Raw genomic sequence first — 20,461 nt, 5'->3', positions numbered from 1 at the left:
TAAAGTAAAATAAAAAAGAGGTAGGTAAATACAAGCTTACCTCTTTTTTATTTAATAGAGAACCTGATTTAGTTTTTGTGAAATATATGGAAGAAAAAGAGTCAATATTACATCAATATTTCTTAAAGTATATTGCTAAAGAAAGTGGTGGTAAAGAATCACATAGAATTTTAGATGATTTTGGAGGGGAAATTGATTTACCCCATTTAGCTGCGACAATTCAAGGATATGCAAGAGTATTGGGAGTTCCTGAATTTTGAGCTGGCTGGGGAGGAGATTTGGCAACACTTTAGAGAACCTTATATTGTTAATATTAATAATATAAGGTTTTTAGTTTTTATAATTTAATTATTTTTCTTTAGGACATAAAAGAGAAGAGAATATTGTACCTACAATAGCTGGAATTAAATAATAACGAAGAGATTTTATTATAGAAGGTTTTATTTGATCGATTATACTTAGATTATATCTTATTGAAGTTAAATAATATGTATAAAATGAATATGATGTAAATGCTAAAATGAAATTATAATAACAGTAATGCTTTTTTTGTACCCAATTTTAGAAACCATAATTGCATGAATTATAATGAACATAATATATCTTATCCAAAAAGGAATAATTATCATAAATCCATTATTTGATACCATAAGAACACGAGCAATTATTTCTATACCTAATATTACTGCCCATATAATACCTAACCATTTCATTACTTTTTTCATAAATATTTTCCTTTCGTTTTGTTAATTTAGTTTATAATTCTAGTATGCTGTAAAATTTTTCTAGATATTTATATTATATCATAAAGTCAATGTGTTTAGTACTTTGAAGCAAGAACAATTTGTAGATTATTTGGCTATTTCACAACTTTTTTAAGTTAAGAGGTTATTTTTTAATATAATTTTATATTTTATAAAATTATATTAAAAATAATATTAATGATATAATAGTTATAGCTATTTGAAAGGAGATGTATTTATGGTGGAAGTAAGAGTCAGATTTGCTCCTAGTCCTACGGGATATTTACATGTAGGAGGAGCTAGAACGGCATTGTTCAATTATTATTTTGCAAAGAAAAATAACGGGAAGTTTATCTTAAGAATAGAAGATACAGATAAAAAAAGGCTTAAAGAGGATTCTATATCTCAAATATTATCTAGTATGAAATGGCTAGGAATGGATTGGGATGAAGGACCAGAAATAGGAGGAGAGTACGGACCTTATTTTCAATCAGAAAGAATAAATTTATATACAGATGAAATAAAAAAACTTCTAAACGAGGGGAAAGCTTATTATTGTTTTTGTACTGAAGATGATATAGAAAAAGAAAGAGAAGAACAAAGGAAAAATAAACTTCCATATAGATATTCAGGAAAATGTAGTCATCTATCAAAAGAGGAAGTAGAAAGAAATTTAAAAATAGGAAAACCCTATGTAATAAGGATTAAAATGCCTAGAGATGGAAGTACTGAAATAGAAGATTTAATTAGAGGAAAAGTAGTAGTTGACAATACCCAATTAGATGATTATATAATTATGAAATCTAATGGTATACCTACTTATAATTTTGCTTGTGTAATAGATGATTATGCTATGAAAATTAGCCATGTAATAAGAGCGGAAGAACATTTATCTAATACTCCAAAGCAAATTTTAACTTATAAAGCATTAGGTTACGAAGTACCAAAGTTTGCCCATTTACCTATGATATTAGCTCCAGATAGGAGTAAGTTAAGTAAAAGACATGGTGCTACATCTGTTGAAGAGTTTAAAGAAAATGGATACTTACCAGAAACATTAGTAAATTATTTGACCTTGCTAGGATGGTCTCCAGGAGGTAATGAAGAAATATTTTCTATGGAGGAAACAATTGAAAAGTTTTCGTTAGATAAAGTAACCAAAACAGCAGCTATATATGATACAAAGAAGCTTAGCTGGATGAATGGACAATATTTGACAAGATCAGATTTAGAATATATAGCTAAAGAGGCTCTACCTTATCTTGTTGAAGATGGATTGATTGAAAGTAATGATATTGAAGAAAAATATGAATATATAAAAAGAGTAGTAGATATTGTAAGAGAGAAAGTTAAATTGCTCCCTGAAATTTCAGATGCTAGTAGTTATTTTTTTAAGGATATAGATGAATATGAAGAAAAAGGTGTAAAGAAAAGATTTACTAAAGATGGTGTAGTTAAAATACTTGAAAGAGGAAAAGAAGCTTTAAAAAATGCTCCTAATTTTAATGTAGACACAGTAGAAAAAGTTTATAGAGATTTAATAGATGAGTTAGGAATTAAGGGAGGAGATATTATACATCCTACAAGGCTTGCAATATCTGGAAGGACTGTAGGACCTAGTCTCTTTGATATTATTTCTGTCTTAGGAAAGGAAACTTGTATTAAAAGAATGGATAAGGCTATAGATTATATAAATGAAAATGTTTTGGAATAAATTAGTGGCATACTTCTATTTAGTATTTATTTAAAAACGAATAGAAGTATGTTTTTAAAAAATAGAAAATAATATTGCTATATTTTAAAAAAAGGAGTATAATACTAATGTAGTTGCTCATGATCCGGGATGGTGTAATTGGTAGCACCTGTGACTCTGGATCACATAGTCTAGGTTCGAGCCCTAGTCCCGGAGCCAAAAATAAATAGGGCCCCATGGTCAAGAGGTTAAGACGCTGCCCTCTCACGGCAGAATCAGGAGTTCGATTCTCCTTGGGGCTACCATTAAATTAAAAAAGAATATATTTAAATATATTCTTTTTTAATTTAATGGAGAAAGTATATTTTGATTTTTTATTTTAATAAACTCTATTAATTATCAGATAATTCAGAAGATTATTTGACTTCTTAACAAAAAAACAATTATATTATCAATTGATGCCATATATATTATATAATAAAAATTGATAATTATTATTTTGGAGATATTTATTAATTTTATAGTATGAAATTAGTTCCATAAGAATTATAAGGAGTGATTCTGTGGAGAAAATCTTAGCGATAGCAAGTTACAGTATAGAATCAGTCAATTCCTATTATGCACAGATAAGGAGCTTATTTGCAGAAAAAATTGAAGTTAAAAAAATTTACATAGATGATCCTAAAATTGAAAAAGGCATATATGCAGATGTAATACTTATGCCTTCCTATCATATGTTTGGAAAAATCAAGAAGTACATAAGGAGTAAATGCGATCTAGTATTTGCTAGTAGGACAATATCTAAATTAGGATTAGAGAAGATAATGAATATTAAAGAAGATGAGGAAGTAATATTAATTGATGAAAGTCCTGGAATGACTGAACAAATGATTTCAGTAATTTATCAATTAGGTGTAAACCATATTAATTTAAAATCCTATTGGTCAATACAAGAAAAAGATATCCAAGATAAAATTGTAATTATTTTAGGACAATCTGATTATATACCAAATACAGCAAAAGAGATTATCAATATAGGGAATAGTTTATTAGATTTTAATACAATAATTGATATTGGAATGAAATTCGATTTAATGTCTATGTTAAATAGACAAGATATTGGAAGAAGTTATAGAGAAGTTGAAACGGCTAATTTTGGTTTAGCAGAAATCTTAAGAGTAACAAATAGTCGGGAAAGCCAACTTGATATATTACTTCAAGTAACTGATGCAGGAGTTATTGGCATTGAACCTGAAGGCAATATATTCCTTTATAATGATATTGCTGAAGAAGTAATAGGGATTAGAGAAGATGAAATTATTAATAAAAATGGAATAGAATTATTTCCACAAATACCTTTTAAATGTGTTCTTAAAAGTTTAAGATCAGTAGAAGAAAAACTTGTTAGAATCAATGGATATGATGTTGTTGCTTCAGTTAATCCTTTAATACACTCGAAAAAGCTATATGGAGCTATTTCTATAATAAGAAAATATAGTGATACTGAAAAAAAACAGCATATATTAAGAAAACAGTTAATTGGAAAGGGCCATAAGGCAAAATATAGTTTTGATGATATAATTGGTGAAAGTGATGCTCTTGTAAAATGTAAAAAAATAGGAAGAAGAATGGCAAAATCTAATTCCTCAATATTAATCACAGGAGAAACTGGAACAGGAAAAGAACTATTTGCCCAAGCTATTCACAATACTTCACCAAGAAAAAACTATCAATTTGTTGCTGTAAATTGTGGTGCCATTCCAGAAAATCTTTTAGAGAGTGAATTATTTGGATATGAAGAAGGAGCTTTCACTGGTGCAAAGAAAGGTGGAAAATCAGGGCTTTTTGAATTAGCTCACAAAGGCACTTTATTCTTAGATGAAATTACTGAAATGTCTATGGATCTCCAGGTAAAACTTCTTAGGGTTTTAGAAGAAAGGGAGATAATAAGAATAGGTGGAAATAGGATGATAGATGTAGATGTTAGAATAATAGCTGCCACTAATAACAATATAAAAAACATGGTGAAAAAAGGAGAATTTAGGGAAGATTTATATTATAGATTAAATGTACTTCCATTAAGAATACCTCCTTTAAGAGTTAGAAAAGAAGATATACTAGTTCTTATAGAAGAATTTAAAAAGGAATTTAAAAGTGATTTTACATTAACTGAAAAAGCAAAGGAATTGTTATTAAATTATAGTTGGAATGGAAATGTAAGAGAATTAAGAAATTATGTTGAATACTTTGTAAACTTAGATTTAAAAGAAATAGATGCAAAAAACTTCCCTTTTGATTATGAAGAAAGTACAGATAATGAATTTGAAAATCAATATGAAAAAAGACTGATGGTAAGTTTTTTGGAAGCTGCTGGCAATAATATAAGAAAATATATTTTTGTATTAGAAGAATTAGAAAAAGGATACATTGATAATAGAAGATTAGGAAGAAGAAGTATTCATCAGATAGCAAAAGAAAAAGAAGTATTCATCAGCGAACAGGAAATAAGGAGTATATTAGTAAACCTTGAAAAGTTTTCAATGGTAGAAATATTTAAAGGAAGAAGTGGAACTGTCATAACAGAATATGGAATACGTGCATTAAGATATTTACAAATGGGTTGAAAGGTATAAAATATCTTACCTTTTAATCCATTTATTTTATATAGATATTATCAAATTATTATAATAATATTTATATAAGTTTATTTATAGTTAATAGATTATAAAGACTTAGATTGTATAATTATTAAAAATACTTGGTATAAGAAATAGATTAATTAATATTAATTAATAAAATAATAAAGTTTTAGTAATATATTTTGGATATTTTAATAAATAGAGTAGAAGAGAATTTAATACAAATACAATAAAAAGGAGAGTGAATGTAGTTGACGAAGAAGAGAAAGGATATTTTCATAGTAGGCTTTGCATTGTTTGCAATTTTTTTCGGTGCTGGTAATCTAATTTTTCCACCTAGTCTAGGTGTTGTTTCAGGAAAGCATTGGGCTTTAGCAGCATTTGGTTTTTTACTTACAGACCCAGTTCTACCAATCCTTGGTATTATTGCGACATCTAAGGCAGGTGGAAAAGCTGAAGATCTTGGAAAAAGAGTAAGTCTCACTTTTTCTAGGACTTTAGGAGCAATTTCTATTTTAGTTGTTGGACCTTTGTTTTCAATACCAAGAACTGCAGCAACTACACATGAGATAGCTATACAGCCTACTTTATCTAGCATACCACTTATAATAACATCTATAATATTTTTTGTACTTACTTATTTATTAGCAGTGAATCAAAGTAATGTAATTGATAAAATTGGGAAATACTTGACTCCGGCATTATTAATTATACTTACTATCATAATAATCACAAGTATAGTAAACCCTATTGGTTCGAGGATAGAGCCAGAACCTAATAATTATTTTTTAATAGGCTTTGAAGAAGGTTATCAAACAATGGATGCATTAGGAGCATCTTTAATGGCAGGTATAGTATTAACAGATTTAACTTTTAGAGGATATAAAGATAGAAAAGAACAAGAATATATGACTAATAGAGCAGGGCTAGTCGCAGGTGCCTTATTATTATTTATATATGGTGGACTTACATATGTAGGAGCTACAGGTAGCTCCGTATTTCGACCTGATATGCCTAGAGTTGATTTATTATTGGCATTAGTAAATGAATTATTTGGTTCTGCTGGTGCAATTGCTATATCAATTGTAGTATCTTTAGCTTGCTTGACTACTTCAGTAGGTCTTACTGCTACTACGGCAAATTATTTTAATGATATAAGCAATGGAAAAGTTTCTTATAAATTCATGGTTATAGCTGTAACAATATGTAGCTTTTTCTTATCATTGCTTGGTGTAGAGGGTTTGATTAGTATAGCAGTTCCGGTTTTATCTACAATATATCCAGTTATTATAGTTTTAATATTAATGACATTATTCGATAAATATATTCCAAGTGGTGCTACTTATACAGGTGCAGTTTTAGGAGCTTTTATAGTTAGTTTTATTATAAACCTAAATAAAACATTTAAAATACTAAATAGTTCTATGAAATTAATAAAAAAATTACCTCTTTATGAAAATGGATTTCCATGGATTGTTCCAGCTATAGTATTAAGTGTTTTATTCATGATTTATAGCAAGTTAAAGTATAAAAATAATGGGATAAATATTTCATCTAAAAAATGATGTTATTTAATAATTATAAATGGGCTTAATGGTATCGTAAAGCTATACCTTTTAACCCATTTATTTTTTTAGAAGCTTATTATAATACTATATATGATATCTATAAATACGAATTTACAAGCTATAAAATATAAAAAATAAATGTATTGTGAATAAATATATTGGTACAGAAAATGCATTAATAAAGTTTTAGTACAAATACTAATATATTTTTAGAATCCCAAATAGAAATATATTAAGGGAAGAGTATATTGATTTCATAATTAATTGTTTCCAATTTTTTAAAATTTATAGAATTTTCAAAGGAGGACAATAAATGAAAAAGTTATTGACAGGAAATGAGGCAGTAGCCCTTGGGGTTTATGAAGCTGGTATTCATTTTGCTGCTGCTTATCCTGGAACACCAAGTACAGAAATATTGGAAAATATTGCTCCTTATAAGAAAGAAGTAATAGCAGAATGGGCACCAAATGAAAAGGTTGCTTTAGAATCTGCGTTAGGTGCATCTATTGCTGGAGCAAGATCGCTTGTAACAATGAAACATGTAGGTTTGAATGTTGCTGCTGACCCATTTTTTACTATAGGTTATACAGGAATTAATGGGGGAATGATTTTAGTGAATGCAGATGATCCTAGTTTACATTCATCTCAAAATGAGCAAGACAATAGATATTATGCAAAATTTGCAAAAGTAGCAATGGTAGAGCCAAGTAACAGTCAAGAGGCTAAGGATATGGTTAAGTCTGCCATAGAGATAAGTGAGAAATTTGATACTTTAGTTATGATGAGATTGACCACTAGAATATGCCATAGCAAATCTATAGTTGAAACTGGTGAAAGGGAAGAAGTTCCTATTAAACCTTATAAAAGGGATTTGCAGAAATTTTATACTGCACCTGCTGTTTCTCAACAATTACATGTTAAAGTAGAGAAAAAGCTTAAAAAGCTAGAAAAGTTTTCTAATGAGACTGAATTGAATTATATTGAATGGAATGATAAAAAGATAGGAGTTATTTCTGCTGGTGTTGCCTATCAATATGCAAAAGAGGTATTTGGGGATAAAGCATCATATTTAAAGTTAGGATTTACATATCCACTTCCAATGGAAAAAATAAAGAAGTTTGCTGATGAAGTTGAAACACTTTATGTAGTAGAAGAGTTAGAACCATTTATGGAAGAACAAATTAAAGCTGCTGGTATTGATTGTATAGGTAAAGAAAAAATAACTAATATATGGGAACTTAATCCTGGAATTGTTGAAAAATCTATATTTGAAGAAGAAAAACCAACAATAGAATATGATGAATCTATTGTTGTAAATAGGCCTCCAACTCTTTGTGCAGGTTGTCCACATAGGGCATTTTTCTATGAGCTAGGTAAAAGAAAAAATGTAATGATACCTGGCGATATAGGATGTTATACCTTAGGAGGAGCACCTCCATTGAATGCGATGGATACTTGTATATGCATGGGGGCAAGTGTTAGTTTAGGACATGGATTTAAGAGGGTTTATGATAAATATAATAAGGATACGAGGGTAGTAAGTGTTATCGGTGACTCTACATTCTTCCATTCAGGCATGACTAGTCTATTAGATATTACTTACAATAAAAGCAATACTATCACTTGTATACTCGACAATAGGGTAACTGGCATGACAGGTCATCAAGATAACCCAGGTACAGGATATACTCTTCAAGGAGAAACTACTAATATGGCAAGTATTCCTGATATAGTTAAAGCCCTAGGAATTAAACATGTTAAAACTGTTAATCCATTAGAATTAGATGAACTTAAAAAAGCATTTGATTGGGCATTTGAACTTGATGAACCATCAGTAATTATTTCAAGATGGCCTTGTGCACTTAAAGTATTATCTAAGCATGATAAAGAAGAATTTGAATATGATTTAAGAAAATGTGAAGCAAATCAAGACAAGTGTATTGGTTGTAAAATGTGTGTAAATACTGGATGTCCAGCAATACAATTTAATAAAACAATTAAGAAATCAAGTATTGATAAATCACAATGTATAGGTTGTGAAGTTTGTATGCAGGTATGTCCTGTAAAAGCAATAAGCAAGGTGGGTGAATAAAATGACTAATACAAAGAGTATATTGCTAGTTGGAGTAGGTGGGCAAGGTACAATTTTAGCAAGCAAAGTTTTGTCAACAGGTCTTGTTGAAGCAGGTTATGATGTAAAAATGTCTGAAATTCATGGAATGGCTCAAAGAGGTGGTAGTGTTTCCACTCAAGTTAGGTATGGAGATGAAGTTTTTTCACCTATTATAGGTAAAGGAGAAGCAGATATATTAGTTTCATTTGAAACAATGGAAGCATTAAGATGGCTAGATTATTTAAAACCTAATGGAAAAGTTGTGGTAAACGATTACAAAATACCTTCTGCTCCAATACTTATGGGCAAAGTAGATTATCCTGAAGGAGTTATAGATACAATTAAGGATAAAGCAAATACCAGTGTAATAAATGCAGCAAAAATTGCAGAAGATTTAGGCAACACAAAGGTTATGAATATTGTTTTATTTGGTGCATTAGTTAAAGCTATGGGACTTACTGATATAGATTGGGGAGATGTAATAAGAAAGACAGTAAAGGAAAAATTTGTTCATGTGAATATAGAAGCTTTTAAAGCTGGAATGAACGCAATAGCTGAAGCGAGCGCAGTATAAATTAAGAGATTTCAAAATAAATTGTTCAGCAAGCCTATATGTTTTTCTTGCTGAACAATTATTTTAACAATGAGGAGAGTAGTTATGGTGATTAAAAATTTTGATGAATTAATAGAGAAAGTTTGTAGTTTTGAAAATAAAAAAAAGGTGGCTGTAGTGGCTGCACATGATGAACATACATTAGAAGCAGTATTTAAAGCTAGGGAAAACAATATTGTTGATCCTATATTAATAGGGGATAAGGCAGAAATTAATGAAATTTTAAGTAAAAATAATTATTTTCTCAATGATGAATATATTTTGGATATTAAAAATGAAAGTGATGCTGCTTACAAGGCTGTTGAGTTAGTTAACACAAATAAAGCAGATTTTATAATGAAAGGGAAGATTCAAACTGCTGATCTCTTAAAAGCTGTTGTAGATAAAGAAAAAGGTTTTAGAACAGATAGATTAATGTCTCACTTTGTAATTCAAGAAATACCTAGTTATCATAAATTGCTAGTTACTACTGACGGTGGCATGGTTATGTATCCAGGCCTTGAAGAAAAAAAGCAAATAATTCAAAATGCAGTGGATACTTTAATATCTATTGGCTATGAAAAACCTAAGGTAGCAGTTCTTGCTGCAGTAGAAAAAGTTAATCCTAAAATGCCAGAAGCTATTGATGCTGCAGAATTAAAGAAAATGAATGAAGCTGGAGAAATTCAAAATTGTATTATAGAAGGTCCAATATCTTATGATTTGGCAATGAATAAAGAGTCGGCTACAATAAAAGGTTTTAATAGTCCTGTTGCAGGAGATGCAGACATATTAGTTACTCCTAATATAACTGCAGGTAATATTTTAGGTAAATGTCTTATATATTCAGCTAATTCTAAAATGGCAGGATTTATAGTAGGTGCAAAAGTTCCGATTGTATTAACATCAAGAGGTTCTTCATCTGAAGAAAAATATTTATCTTTAGTATTGTCAGCAGCTGCTTCTTAAAAAGTTAGGAATATATTTTATTTATATATGGTTTGAGACTAGAATGAATAATAAAGGAGAATGGTATAATGTCAAAAGATTTATTTAAGAAAGAATTATCCAAATTAAATCCTTATGTTCCAGGTAAACCTATAGAAGAAGTAAAAAAAGAATATGGATTGAAAGATGTTATAAAATTAGCTTCTAACGAGAATCAACTAGGGCCATCACCAAAGGCTATAGAAGCTGTGAAGAATGAACTCAAAAATATGAATATTTATCCTGATGCTTCAGCTATGGAATTAAGAAAAAGATTAGCTAAAAAATATGGCTTAAAAAGTGATAATATAGTTGTTGGAAATGGAGGAGAACAAATACTACAAGTAATTGCTCAAACATTTATAAATCCTGGTGATGAAGCTATAATGGCTAAAACTACATTTGGTATATATGCTAATACAGTGCTACATATGGGAGGAATTCCAGTAAAGATTCCCCTTAAAGATTACAAACACGATTTTAAGGGATTTATTGAAAATATAAATGAAAAGACTAAATTAATATATGTATGTAATCCTAACAATCCTCTAGGTAATATAATGACGAAAGATGAAATTGAATATTTAGTTGAAAATGTTCCGGAAGATATTGTTTTGATATTTGATGAAGCATATTATGATTATGCAAAAGTTAATGCAGATTATCCAGAAACTTTAGATATATTGAAGAAAAGACCAAATACTATAATTTTAAGGACTTTCTCAAAAGTTACTGGAATAGCAGCTGTACGTGTAGGATTTGTACTTACATCAGAAGAAATTGCTACAGAAATGGGTAAGGTTAAAGGTACATTTAATGTTAATAGATTCGCTCAAGTTGCAGCATTAGGTGCGTTAGAAGATCAAGATCATATTGATAAAACAGTTGAATTAAACTATAAATCATTAGATATAATGGAGAATTTATTTGATAAATTGGGTTTAGAATATGTAAAATCTAATGCTAATTTTATATTTGTTAATGTAAATATGCATTCAAAAACAGTTTTTGAAGAATTAATGAAAAGAGGAATAATAATAAGACCAGGATATCTATGGGGATGGGATAATTGGTTAAGAGTTAGTACTGGAACAGTAGAACAAACAGAGAAATTTTTAACTGAGCTAAAGGAAATATTAAATAAATAGAAACTAATATAGTAGAGAGGAGTATTGTAGATGGGCTATAAAATATTGGCTATTAACCCAGGCTCAACTTCCACAAAGATAGCTTTATATGATAATGAAAATGAAGTTTTTACTGAAACACTTGAACACCCTATTGATAAAATAGAAAAATATGATAAAACCATAGATCAATTTGAAATGAGGAAGGATTTAGTAATATCCTTTTTAAAGGAAAATAGATATAATATAGGTAATTTATCAGCTGTTGTAGGAAGGGGAGGTATGCTTCCTACAGTAAAATCGGGAGCTTATATAGTGAATGAAACAATGCTTGATGTTCTTTCAAATAGGCCTGTAATGGAACATGCTTCAAATCTAGGAGCACCTATTGCTTATGAAATAGCAAAAATAGCTGGGGTTAAGGCCTATATATATGATTCAGTGAGAACAGATGAGTTAAAGGATATAGCTCGTATATCTGGCATGCCTGACATACCAAGAACAAGCACTTGTCATGTTTTAAACACTAGAGCAACAGCTATAAAAGTAGCCAAGAAATATGGTAAAAAATATCAAGATATGAATTTTGTTATTGCTCATTTAGGTGGTGGGATATCTTTAAATGTCCATGAAAAGGGGCGTATAGTAGATATAATTTCTGATGATGAAGGACCATTTTCACCTGAAAGGGCTGGTAGAGTACCTTGTAGGGAGCTTATAGATTTATGTTTCTCAGGTAAATATGATAAGAAAACTATGCAAAGAAAATTGAGGGGAAATGGTGGATTGAAAGCTTATCTCAATACAGTTGATGCTAGAGAAGTAGAAAAAATGATTAAAAATGGAGATGAAAAAGCAAAAATAATATATGAATCTATGGCTTATCAGGTTGCTAAAGGAATAGGTGAACTTGCGACTGTAATAGATGGAAAAGTAGATGTAATTATTTTGACAGGAGGAATTGCCTATTCAGATATGATGGTTTCATGGATTAAAAAACGTGTAGAATTTATTGCACCAGTTGAAATTGTGCCTGGAGAAAATGAAATGGAGTCTTTAGCTTATGGCACCCTTAGGGTACTAAAAGGAGAAGAAGCTGCTAGAGAATATGAAATTTAATTTTCCCTAATATTGGACCGATAAAAGGAAGAGTAAGCTGCAGATACTCTTCCTTTTAAATTTTAGAAACTAGCAATATAAAAAGATTTTTATTTCTTTTTTTGTTATAATATTAAAGTAAACTTGGATGAAAAAGGTCTAACTAAACAAAGGGAGAGAGAAAATTGACAATAGAAATGTTTTTAGAAAAGATAATACCATATATAACAGGTATTTTAGAAACTATAGGTGTTTTTATAATAGTATTTGCTTCTATGAAGACTTTTATTAGGTTCATTAAAAGTAGATTTAACTTCAATAATGAAAGTTTAAAAATTGAATTGGCAAAAGCATTAGCTTTAAGCTTAGAGTTTAAATTGGCAGCTGAAATTTTAAAGACAGTCATAATTAGAACATTAGATGAGTTTATAATACTTTCTGCTGTAGTTATACTTAGAGTAATCTTAACTTTTGTTATTCATTGGGAGATTAAAACTGGGATTGAAGAAGAAAAAGATAAAGAAAGAACCTACTAAGATTAGAATACTTCCGAATAAAGTGATAAAATATATATAGAGAGTTTATTAACTAAAAAAGAGGATGTGGATTTAATGAATAAGGAAAGAGTTTTAGAAAAACAAAAATTGTTCGAAAGTGTATCTCAAGCTCAACTAGGTTTTTTCCCTACCCCTTTATACAAGGTAGAAAAAATTTCTGAAGAATTAGGTATAGAATTGTATTTGAAAAGGGATGATATAACAGGTCCTAGTACTTTTGGTGGAAATAAAATCAGAAAATTGGAATTTCTATTAGGAGATGCTATTGATAAAGGTTCAACTTATATAATTACTCATGGAGCTACCCAATCAAATCACGCAATGCAAACAGCTATAGCTTGTAATAAATTAGGCTTAAACTGTATTCTTTATTTGTTAGCATTAGTATCTCCAGATATGGAAAATTTAAAAAGTAATTTATTACTAGACAAAGTTCTTGGAGCGGAAACCAATATAATAGAACTAAAAAAAGATATGTCAGAAGAAGAAGGAGAAAAGCTTGGATATAAAAAGGCTAAAGAAAGGATTAAAAAATTAGAGTCTGAAGGTAAGTTTTGTTATGAAATTCCAATAGGAGGTTCAACTCCAGTAGGTACATTAGCTTTTACAAAAGCAGTTTTAGAGCTATATGTACAACTAGAAGAAAATCATATAGGGGATATAGACAATTTATTTGTTACAGCTGGCAGTGGAGGAACATTAGCGGGAATATTGGCAGGTGAAAGTCTACTTGACTCTCATACTAATGTCATTGGTATAGCAGCTAGTCCTAAAGATGAAAAATATAAAAATAGGGTAGCAGGGTTGGCTAATGATGCATTAAAACTATTGGGAGTAAATGAAACTATATCTTTAGAAGATGTAAAGGTAGATACAAGCTATGTCGGAAAGGGATATGAGATACCAACGGAAGAATCTTCTGAAGCTATAAAATATTTTGCGAGAAAAGAAGGAATTATTTTGGATCCAGTTTATACAGGAAAAGCTATGGCAGGTCTTATAGACTATGTAGAAAAAGGAATAATCCCCCAAGGAAGTAAAGTAGTATTTTGGCATACAGGAGGAGGAACAGCATTATTTGCAGAGAAAGAAATAGTTGGTAAAATATTTGATTAATAAAGGGAGCTGTAGATTAAATCTACGGCTCTTTTGTCAATCAAATAGCACAATACGTTAAAAAAACTACATCCAAGAGGTATAGGGAGTCAATTGAAGAAATACATTAAGAAGTATACTTAATTTGAATATCGGATTTGTGTTTAAATTGGTATAGAAAATGTGAAGGTATACCAAATTTGTATTATTAGCTTCTTAAAAGGTATAATATATATAGAACAAAGGATCTGAGGAGGCGAAAAATTATGTTGATACCTTATCCTCATGATAGAAAATATAGAAATATAGGCAGATCAAATATAAAATATTCCAGAAAAGAAAAATTATTAAACTCAATGTTTATAGAATTTTATACACATATAAATTTATCTGAAGATAAAAAAAAATAAGTGTTTATAATAGGTACATTATGTACCTGTTTTTTTTATATAAATTCAATAATACAAGAATACAAGTGAAAAAATGAGAAATATAGATATAAATATGAATAATTACATAATATAATTGTTGACATATAATAATTATTATATATTGAATTTGCTATAATAAAAAAATAATGTAATAATATATACAGAAGGTCAAAGAAAGTCAAAGTCAAATAATTATAAAATTTTGGAGGTGTGTATTATATGTTTGACTTAAGTCCATATAGAAGAAATATGAATAATATGAGAGGTTTTAAGGAGATGAATCAAATATTTAATTCTATGATGGAAGAATTTTTCACACCAGAAAGTTTTCCATTTATGAATATGGATGGTATTAAAGTAGACATTAAGGAAAAGGATGAAGAATATATTGTAGAGGCAGAAATTCCAGGAGCTGATAAGAAAGATATAAAATTAGAGCTTAGAGATGATATTTTATCAATTTCTGTAGAAAGAGATGAACAAATTAACGAAGAAAGAGAAAATTATATTAGAAAAGAAAGAAGAAGTGGAAGATTACAAAGAAGTTTTTATGTAGACAATATTAAAGAGGATGAAATAAAAGCTAAATTTGAAGATGGCATTTTATATGTAAGATTGCCAAAGGATAAATCAAGTCAATCTAAAAATAATCAAATAGAAATAGAATAAATTATAAAAATAAGACGGATTTAAGTCCGTCTTATTTTTTTATATACAATCTCATATTTTGTCCGATTTTTAAACTTTAAAATAGTGGGTAAAAATAATATAAGTAATATTTTTAAAATATGAATTGTATTCTGAGAGGAGTAAGTATTTTGATTTCAAGAGATATTGATAAAGCTAGAGAAGCTACTATAGATGCACACAAGAAAAAACTCCATACTTCAGAGGAAAAACATAAGACAAGTGGAGGAAAATATATATAAAGTATAATTTATGGCGGCTTAGATGGAATTATAACTACTTTTAGAAATTGGTTTTTATCAGGACTTGAAATGCTCATAGTTGGAGGAATAGCAGCAGCATTAGCTTATGGAATAGGAGCTTTGTTTTCAGGATTGGCATAAAGATATGAAAAGACAGTAGTTTCTAATTTAGAAACTACTGTCTTTTTATGTAATTAACTAGATTAATAGGTATTAAAAGTTATGTATATTCTAATTATTTTAAACTATTAATATTGATTTTATTCACTTTTATAATAAAATATATATAGTCCTATAATAAGCAATTTTCTACAAAATATACAGAAATAATCCACTTTTTACTAGTGTTAGATTTATTTAAAATCATTTGAAAATAGGAATTTTGATTTAAGCAATATAATATGATATTTTGTTAAAAATTGATACGGGGAGGAGAAAAAATTGAAGGAAATTAAAAGATATAAATCAAATAAGAATTCTTTAATTTCAAAAGAAGATTTATTTGATATTATTTTTAACAATATATATGTAGGAATTGATATAATAGATAATAGGGGAAATATGATTTATTATAACAAAGCCATGGAAGAGTTGGAAGGTTTAAGTGCTGAAGAAGTTCTTGGAAATTTTGTTTTTGATGTTTTTCCAAGTTTTAATTATGAAAATAGTACAATGTTTAAATGTATTGAAACAGGTAAACCCATATATGACAATATTCAAAGTTATTTGAATAATAAAGGGGAACAAATTTATGCTATGGTTACTAATATTCCTATAGTAAAAGATGGGGAAGTAGAGGGAGTTGTTGAATTTGCCTTAGATATGGACACAATAGGTAATTTATATAAGACCTTTAATAGATGGTATAGTTTGAAAGATACTGTGTTTAAAAAAGAAAAAGAAAAAAAGGGAGTTGATTTTTATAATCTTCAAGATTTTAAAACTAAGAATATTGAACTAAAAAGAACTATAGAAAGACTAGAAGATGTTTCTAAATATGATTATAATGTACTTTTATTTGGAGAAACAGGTACAGGAAAGGAAATATTAGCCCAAAGTATTCATAATGCAAGCTATAGAAAAAATAAACCTTTCATAGCACAAAATTGTGCTGCTATTCCAGAAAACCTTTTAGAATCCATATTTTTTGGAACTGTAAAAGGAAGCTTTACTGGAGCAGAGAATAAACCTGGATTATTTGAATTGGCAGATGGAGGAACTATTTTCTTAGATGAATTAAATTCTTTGCCTATTCATCCTCAAGCTAAACTCTTGAGAGCAATAGAAGAAGGCTATGTAAGAAGAGTTGGAGGTCAAGAAGACATAAAAGTGGATGTAAGAGTGATAGCTAGTGTGAATAAAGAGCCTTTGAACTTAGTATATGAAAAAAAATTGAGAGAGGATCTTTTTTATAGGATATCTCAAATTTATATAGAAATTCCTCCGCTAAGAACAAGAAAGGAAGATATATTGTATTTAAGTGGGCACTTCATAAAAGAAAATTCTGAATTTTTAGACATGAAACCAATTAAATTATCTTCAAAAGTTGAAGATATATTTATGAACTATCCTTGGATGGGTAATGTAAGAGAATTAAAAAATGTTGTTATACAGTCTATGATTAACCTTAAACTTGAAGATGGAAATGAAATAGAAGTAAGGCATATACCAAAACATATTATAAATGAAAATAAAAAAAGAAAGATGAAAAAAATTCTCAAATACAATGAGGATAAAAATTATGAGGAAAGAATTATAGAAGTTGAGAAAAAGCTTATTTCAGAAGCACTGTATATGACTGATGGAAATGTTTCAGAAGCAGCAAGATTATTAAAAATAAAAAGACAAACTTTACAATATAAAATAAAAAAATATGAAATCGAAAATGTAGAATAAACACGTTTTATAGGGAAAATGCTAGAAATTCATTAGTTGTTAATATATTGGCAATGAAATAATAATTTATTTTATGGTTTCAAAAATGTATTCTCCTATAGAGCTGATAGTATTGCCATTTTGATATTATAAATTTCAAAAATGGATTTAGGCATGGATATTGCAATTATAGTATATAGGTTTCTTATAGTTTATATAGGTGGTGGTAAAAATTAATAATCGAAATAGTTAAATTTTATACAAAACTTAAAATGTTTGTCTAAAGGAAAGGAGAGTATATATGAAAGATATGACGAAAGTTAAAAAACCATCATTAGGTTTATCTCTCGTACCATTTATTTGTCTTGTTTGTTTCATGCTAATAGGAGTTGTAGGGTTAGAAAGCGAACCGCAAATTCCATTGATAGCAGCTTGTATAGTTACTGCACTTATTGGGAAATATTTAGGTTATTCATGGGATGAAATGGAACAATCAATGATTGATTCAAACGCTATGACTATGCAAGCAAATTTTATTATTATGATAGTAGGATGTCTTATTGGTGTGTGGATGTCTGGTGGAGTAGTACCTGGAATGATTTATTATGGTCTTCAATTATTTACTCCAAGCATGTTCTTATTTTTACTTCCTATTATATGTGCAGTAGTTTCTGTTTCCACAGGAAGTGCATGGAGTACAGCAGGAACTATGGGGACAGCTGCAATGGGTATAGGAGCAGGATTAGGAATTCCTCCAGCTATAACAGCAGGAGCAGTAGTATCAGGTGCTTCTTTTGGAGATAAAATGTCACCATTATCTGATAGTACAAATTTGGCAGCAGGAATTGCAGGAGTAAATGTCTTTGATCATATAAAACATATGCTTTATACCACTTTACCTAGTTTTTTAATAGCTATAGCCTTATTTGGAATAATAGGACAAGGGTATAAAGGTACAACAGTAGATACAGCTCAAATAAATGGTATATTAAGTACATTAGAGGCAAATTTTAATATTACACCTTTAATATTTATTCCTCCAATAGCAGTAATATTGATGATTATATTCAAAGTTCCAGCAGTACCAGGAATGATAGGAGGAACAGCTATAGGGATTATATTTGCATTTGCACAAGGGACTGGTGCAAGTAAAATATTATATAATTTATTCTATGGATTTGAAATAGCTACTGGGAATGAAATGGTAGATACATTGTTAAATAGAGGTGGACTCCTTGAGATGATGGAAACCATTTCCCTAGTAATGTGTGCTATGGCCTTTGGCGGGTTAATAAAGAAAATAGGATGTTTAGATAATATACTTGAAGTAATACTTAAACATTGTCATACTAGAGGTTCAATTATTTTATCAAATGTTGTAGCTTGTATAGCAATGAACTTTATGGCTGCAGATCAATATATGGCTATTGTAATACCAGGACAAATGTATGGACCAGTTTATGAAAAGTTAAATTTACATCCTAAGAATTTATCCAGAGTATTAGAAGATGCTGGTACATTGACATCAGGATTAGTACCTTGGTCTACTTGTGGTGGAGTTTATAAAACAACATTAGGAGTAACTGCATTCCAATATGGAAGATTCCATTTCTTAGGTTTTATTACTCCTATTGTTTCAGCATTATACGGATTTTTAGGCATTGCATTGGCACCATTGAATAAAGATAAGCCAATTGTTAAGGATTTAAGAAAAGAAGCAGTTGATGAAGCTTAAATAATGAGTATTTTAAAATAATAAAGATTATTATATTTAATATACAGTAGTTTTTTATTAGAAGGCTACTGTATATTTAGTTTTAAAAAACTTCTATTGATGAAGCAAATTTATTTGCATACATGCTTAAAAATTGTCGGTTAATTTTTCAGCTATTTCCTAAATGAATCTCAATAAATCTGCAGTTATCTATATAAAGACAAAATATCATGATTAAAATTTTGCGGTTTAATATATAAAAATAATATATAATTGAAGGGAAAAGGCTATTTTACTTGAGCATATAAATTCTTAAGATTTAGGCATGTATATTGCAACTATATAGGGTGATATCATGAATTTATTTTAAATTAAGGGGGAATTGAATGAAAATTTTAGCTAAAAAGAAAAGTTTATATGCAGATCTGTCTTTACTTTTAGTAGCTATAATATGGGGAAGCTCATTTGTAGTTATTAAAAATGCATTAGATTATATCAATCCTGTTTACATACTTGTATTAAGATTTGCATTATCTTCTGTACTAATGGCTTTTGTGTTTTGGAAAAGATTTAGAAAAATAAATAAGGAAGATATTAAAGCAGGGGCTATTATAGGATTCTTTTTATTTTTAGCTTTTTTGACTCAAACTATTGGTTTAAAATATACTACTGTAAGTAAACAAGCTTTTATAACTGCAAGCTATGTAGTAATAGTTCCTTTTTTCTACTGGGGTATTACAAAGAAGAAACCAGATATATATGAGTTTGTGGCAGCTATTTTATGTCTTATAGGTATAGGATTATTAAGTCTTGAAGAGGGCCTTTCTATAAATTTAGGAGATGGGCTTACAATGGTCTGTGCAGTATTTTTTGCTCTTCATATAATTTCAATAGAATATTTTGCTAAGGATCATGACCCTATCATACTAACTATAGTTCAATTTGCAGTAGCAGCTATTCTTTCATTTATAGTAGTATTAATATTTAATATTAAATTAGGTTCTTTTGGCAAGGAAGTAGGATTTTCTATATTGTATGTAGCCGTAGTAAGTACATTAATTGCCTTTGGAATTCAAAATGTAGCTCAAAAATATACTTCATCTACTCACACAGCTATAATTTTAAGTATGGAATCAGTTTTTGGTAGTATATTTTCTGTATTACTCTTAGGAGATAAACTTACTGTGAAATTGTTTTTAGGCTGTTTAATTGTATTGCTATCCATACTTACAGCTGAAACTAAATGGAACTTTTTAAGAAAAAATAATTAATATTTTAGATAAAAGCACTCTTTTTTTAA

17 protein-coding genes and 2 tRNA genes are annotated in these 20,461 nt (G+C 28.9%); 18 read left to right on the top strand and 1 reads right to left on the bottom strand.

Annotation, left to right across the window (positions count from 1 at the left end; all coding sequences use genetic code 11):
* Positions 1-77 precede the first annotated feature (77 nt).
* Positions 78-260: a hypothetical protein gene (locus NSA23_RS09435; protein WP_147524966.1), complete on the top strand. Its 183-nt coding sequence runs from the start codon at positions 78-80 to the stop codon at positions 258-260.
* Between the two features lie 255 nt (positions 261-515).
* On the opposite strand, the gene NSA23_RS09430 is transcribed toward NSA23_RS09435, so the two are convergent.
* The gene (locus tag NSA23_RS09430) at positions 516-725 is read right to left on the bottom strand and encodes a hypothetical protein (RefSeq protein WP_042679167.1); all 210 of its coding nucleotides are present in this window, start codon (positions 723-725) and stop codon (positions 516-518) included.
* A gap of 256 nt (positions 726-981) precedes the next feature.
* Between NSA23_RS09430 and gltX the strand changes: the two genes are divergently transcribed.
* The 17 genes from gltX (at position 982) to NSA23_RS09345 (ending at position 20,432) form a co-directional block, all read left to right on the top strand.
* On the top strand, positions 982-2,457 hold the full coding sequence (gltX, locus tag NSA23_RS09425) for a glutamate--tRNA ligase (protein ID WP_042679169.1): 1,476 nt from the start codon (positions 982-984) through the stop codon (positions 2,455-2,457).
* Positions 2,458-2,580: 123 nt separating this feature from the next.
* Positions 2,581-2,655: transfer RNA gene (locus NSA23_RS09420), tRNA-Gln, on the top strand.
* A gap of 11 nt (positions 2,656-2,666) precedes the next feature.
* A tRNA-Glu gene (locus tag NSA23_RS09415) sits at positions 2,667-2,741 on the top strand.
* A gap of 258 nt (positions 2,742-2,999) precedes the next feature.
* Positions 3,000-5,060, top strand: coding sequence for a sigma-54 interaction domain-containing protein (locus NSA23_RS09410; protein WP_042679171.1), 2,061 nt, complete (start codon positions 3,000-3,002; stop codon positions 5,058-5,060).
* A gap of 266 nt (positions 5,061-5,326) precedes the next feature.
* Positions 5,327-6,640: a branched-chain amino acid transport system II carrier protein gene (brnQ, locus tag NSA23_RS09405; protein WP_257490466.1), complete on the top strand. Its 1,314-nt coding sequence runs from the start codon at positions 5,327-5,329 to the stop codon at positions 6,638-6,640.
* 316 nt (positions 6,641-6,956) lie between these two features.
* Complete coding sequence (gene iorA / locus NSA23_RS09400; RefSeq protein WP_042679308.1) at positions 6,957-8,735, top strand: indolepyruvate ferredoxin oxidoreductase subunit alpha; 1,779 nt, start codon at positions 6,957-6,959, stop codon at positions 8,733-8,735.
* A 1-nt stretch (position 8,736) separates the two neighbouring features.
* Entirely contained in the window at positions 8,737-9,330 is a 594-nt protein-coding gene (locus NSA23_RS09395) for an indolepyruvate oxidoreductase subunit beta (RefSeq protein WP_042679306.1), read from the top strand.
* An 84-nt stretch (positions 9,331-9,414) separates the two neighbouring features.
* The gene (locus tag NSA23_RS09390; protein ID WP_042679304.1) at positions 9,415-10,317 is read left to right on the top strand and encodes a bifunctional enoyl-CoA hydratase/phosphate acetyltransferase; all 903 of its coding nucleotides are present in this window, start codon (positions 9,415-9,417) and stop codon (positions 10,315-10,317) included.
* A 68-nt stretch (positions 10,318-10,385) separates the two neighbouring features.
* Positions 10,386-11,483, top strand: coding sequence for a histidinol-phosphate transaminase (hisC, locus tag NSA23_RS09385; RefSeq protein WP_042679303.1), 1,098 nt, complete (start codon positions 10,386-10,388; stop codon positions 11,481-11,483).
* A gap of 30 nt (positions 11,484-11,513) precedes the next feature.
* Entirely contained in the window at positions 11,514-12,581 is a 1,068-nt protein-coding gene (gene buk, locus NSA23_RS09380) for a butyrate kinase (RefSeq protein WP_257490465.1), read from the top strand.
* 164 nt (positions 12,582-12,745) lie between these two features.
* Positions 12,746-13,096 (top strand): DUF1622 domain-containing protein, encoded by a 351-nt coding sequence (locus tag NSA23_RS09375; RefSeq protein ID WP_081915162.1) that lies wholly within the window; start codon positions 12,746-12,748, stop codon positions 13,094-13,096.
* Between the two features lie 75 nt (positions 13,097-13,171).
* Positions 13,172-14,233 (top strand): 1-aminocyclopropane-1-carboxylate deaminase/D-cysteine desulfhydrase, encoded by a 1,062-nt coding sequence (locus NSA23_RS09370; RefSeq protein WP_042679300.1) that lies wholly within the window; start codon positions 13,172-13,174, stop codon positions 14,231-14,233.
* Between the two features lie 245 nt (positions 14,234-14,478).
* Positions 14,479-14,622 (top strand): hypothetical protein, encoded by a 144-nt coding sequence (locus tag NSA23_RS09365; protein ID WP_187116629.1) that lies wholly within the window; start codon positions 14,479-14,481, stop codon positions 14,620-14,622.
* A gap of 240 nt (positions 14,623-14,862) precedes the next feature.
* Positions 14,863-15,312 (top strand): Hsp20/alpha crystallin family protein, encoded by a 450-nt coding sequence (locus NSA23_RS09360; protein WP_042679299.1) that lies wholly within the window; start codon positions 14,863-14,865, stop codon positions 15,310-15,312.
* A 701-nt stretch (positions 15,313-16,013) separates the two neighbouring features.
* Positions 16,014-17,468: a sigma-54 interaction domain-containing protein gene (locus tag NSA23_RS09355; RefSeq protein WP_257490464.1), complete on the top strand. Its 1,455-nt coding sequence runs from the start codon at positions 16,014-16,016 to the stop codon at positions 17,466-17,468.
* 280 nt (positions 17,469-17,748) lie between these two features.
* Positions 17,749-19,182: a Na+/H+ antiporter NhaC gene (gene nhaC, locus NSA23_RS09350; RefSeq protein WP_222704714.1), complete on the top strand. Its 1,434-nt coding sequence runs from the start codon at positions 17,749-17,751 to the stop codon at positions 19,180-19,182.
* Positions 19,183-19,547: 365 nt separating this feature from the next.
* A complete protein-coding gene (locus tag NSA23_RS09345; protein ID WP_042679297.1) occupies positions 19,548-20,432 on the top strand; it encodes a DMT family transporter in 885 nt (294 codons plus the stop codon).
* Positions 20,433-20,461: the final 29 nt, after the last annotated feature.

This window comes from Anaerosalibacter massiliensis, assembly GCF_024623155.1.
Taxonomy (GTDB): domain Bacteria; phylum Bacillota; class Clostridia; order Tissierellales; family Sporanaerobacteraceae; genus Anaerosalibacter; species Anaerosalibacter massiliensis.
The sequence above is the reverse complement of the archived record's forward strand: the minus strand, read 5'-3'. Positions and strand labels throughout refer to the sequence as shown.

Bases quoted from the DNA above. Each gene is read 5' to 3' on its own strand.
- NSA23_RS09430 (WP_042679167.1), bottom strand. From the start codon at position 725: ATGAAAAAAGTAATGAAATGGTTAGGTATTATATGGGCAGTAATATTA.
- gltX (WP_042679169.1), top strand. From the start codon at position 982: ATGGTGGAAGTAAGAGTCAGATTTGCTCCTAGTCCTACGGGATATTTA.
- iorA (WP_042679308.1), top strand. From the start codon at position 6,957: ATGAAAAAGTTATTGACAGGAAATGAGGCAGTAGCCCTTGGGGTTTAT.
- NSA23_RS09395 (WP_042679306.1), top strand. From the start codon at position 8,737: ATGACTAATACAAAGAGTATATTGCTAGTTGGAGTAGGTGGGCAAGGT.
- NSA23_RS09390 (WP_042679304.1), top strand. From the start codon at position 9,415: ATGGTGATTAAAAATTTTGATGAATTAATAGAGAAAGTTTGTAGTTTT.
- hisC (WP_042679303.1), top strand. From the start codon at position 10,386: ATGTCAAAAGATTTATTTAAGAAAGAATTATCCAAATTAAATCCTTAT.
- buk (WP_257490465.1), top strand. From the start codon at position 11,514: ATGGGCTATAAAATATTGGCTATTAACCCAGGCTCAACTTCCACAAAG.
- NSA23_RS09370 (WP_042679300.1), top strand. From the start codon at position 13,172: ATGAATAAGGAAAGAGTTTTAGAAAAACAAAAATTGTTCGAAAGTGTA.
- NSA23_RS09365 (WP_187116629.1), top strand. From the start codon at position 14,479: ATGTTGATACCTTATCCTCATGATAGAAAATATAGAAATATAGGCAGA.
- NSA23_RS09360 (WP_042679299.1), top strand. From the start codon at position 14,863: ATGTTTGACTTAAGTCCATATAGAAGAAATATGAATAATATGAGAGGT.
- nhaC (WP_222704714.1), top strand. From the start codon at position 17,749: ATGAAAGATATGACGAAAGTTAAAAAACCATCATTAGGTTTATCTCTC.
- NSA23_RS09345 (WP_042679297.1), top strand. From the start codon at position 19,548: ATGAAAATTTTAGCTAAAAAGAAAAGTTTATATGCAGATCTGTCTTTA.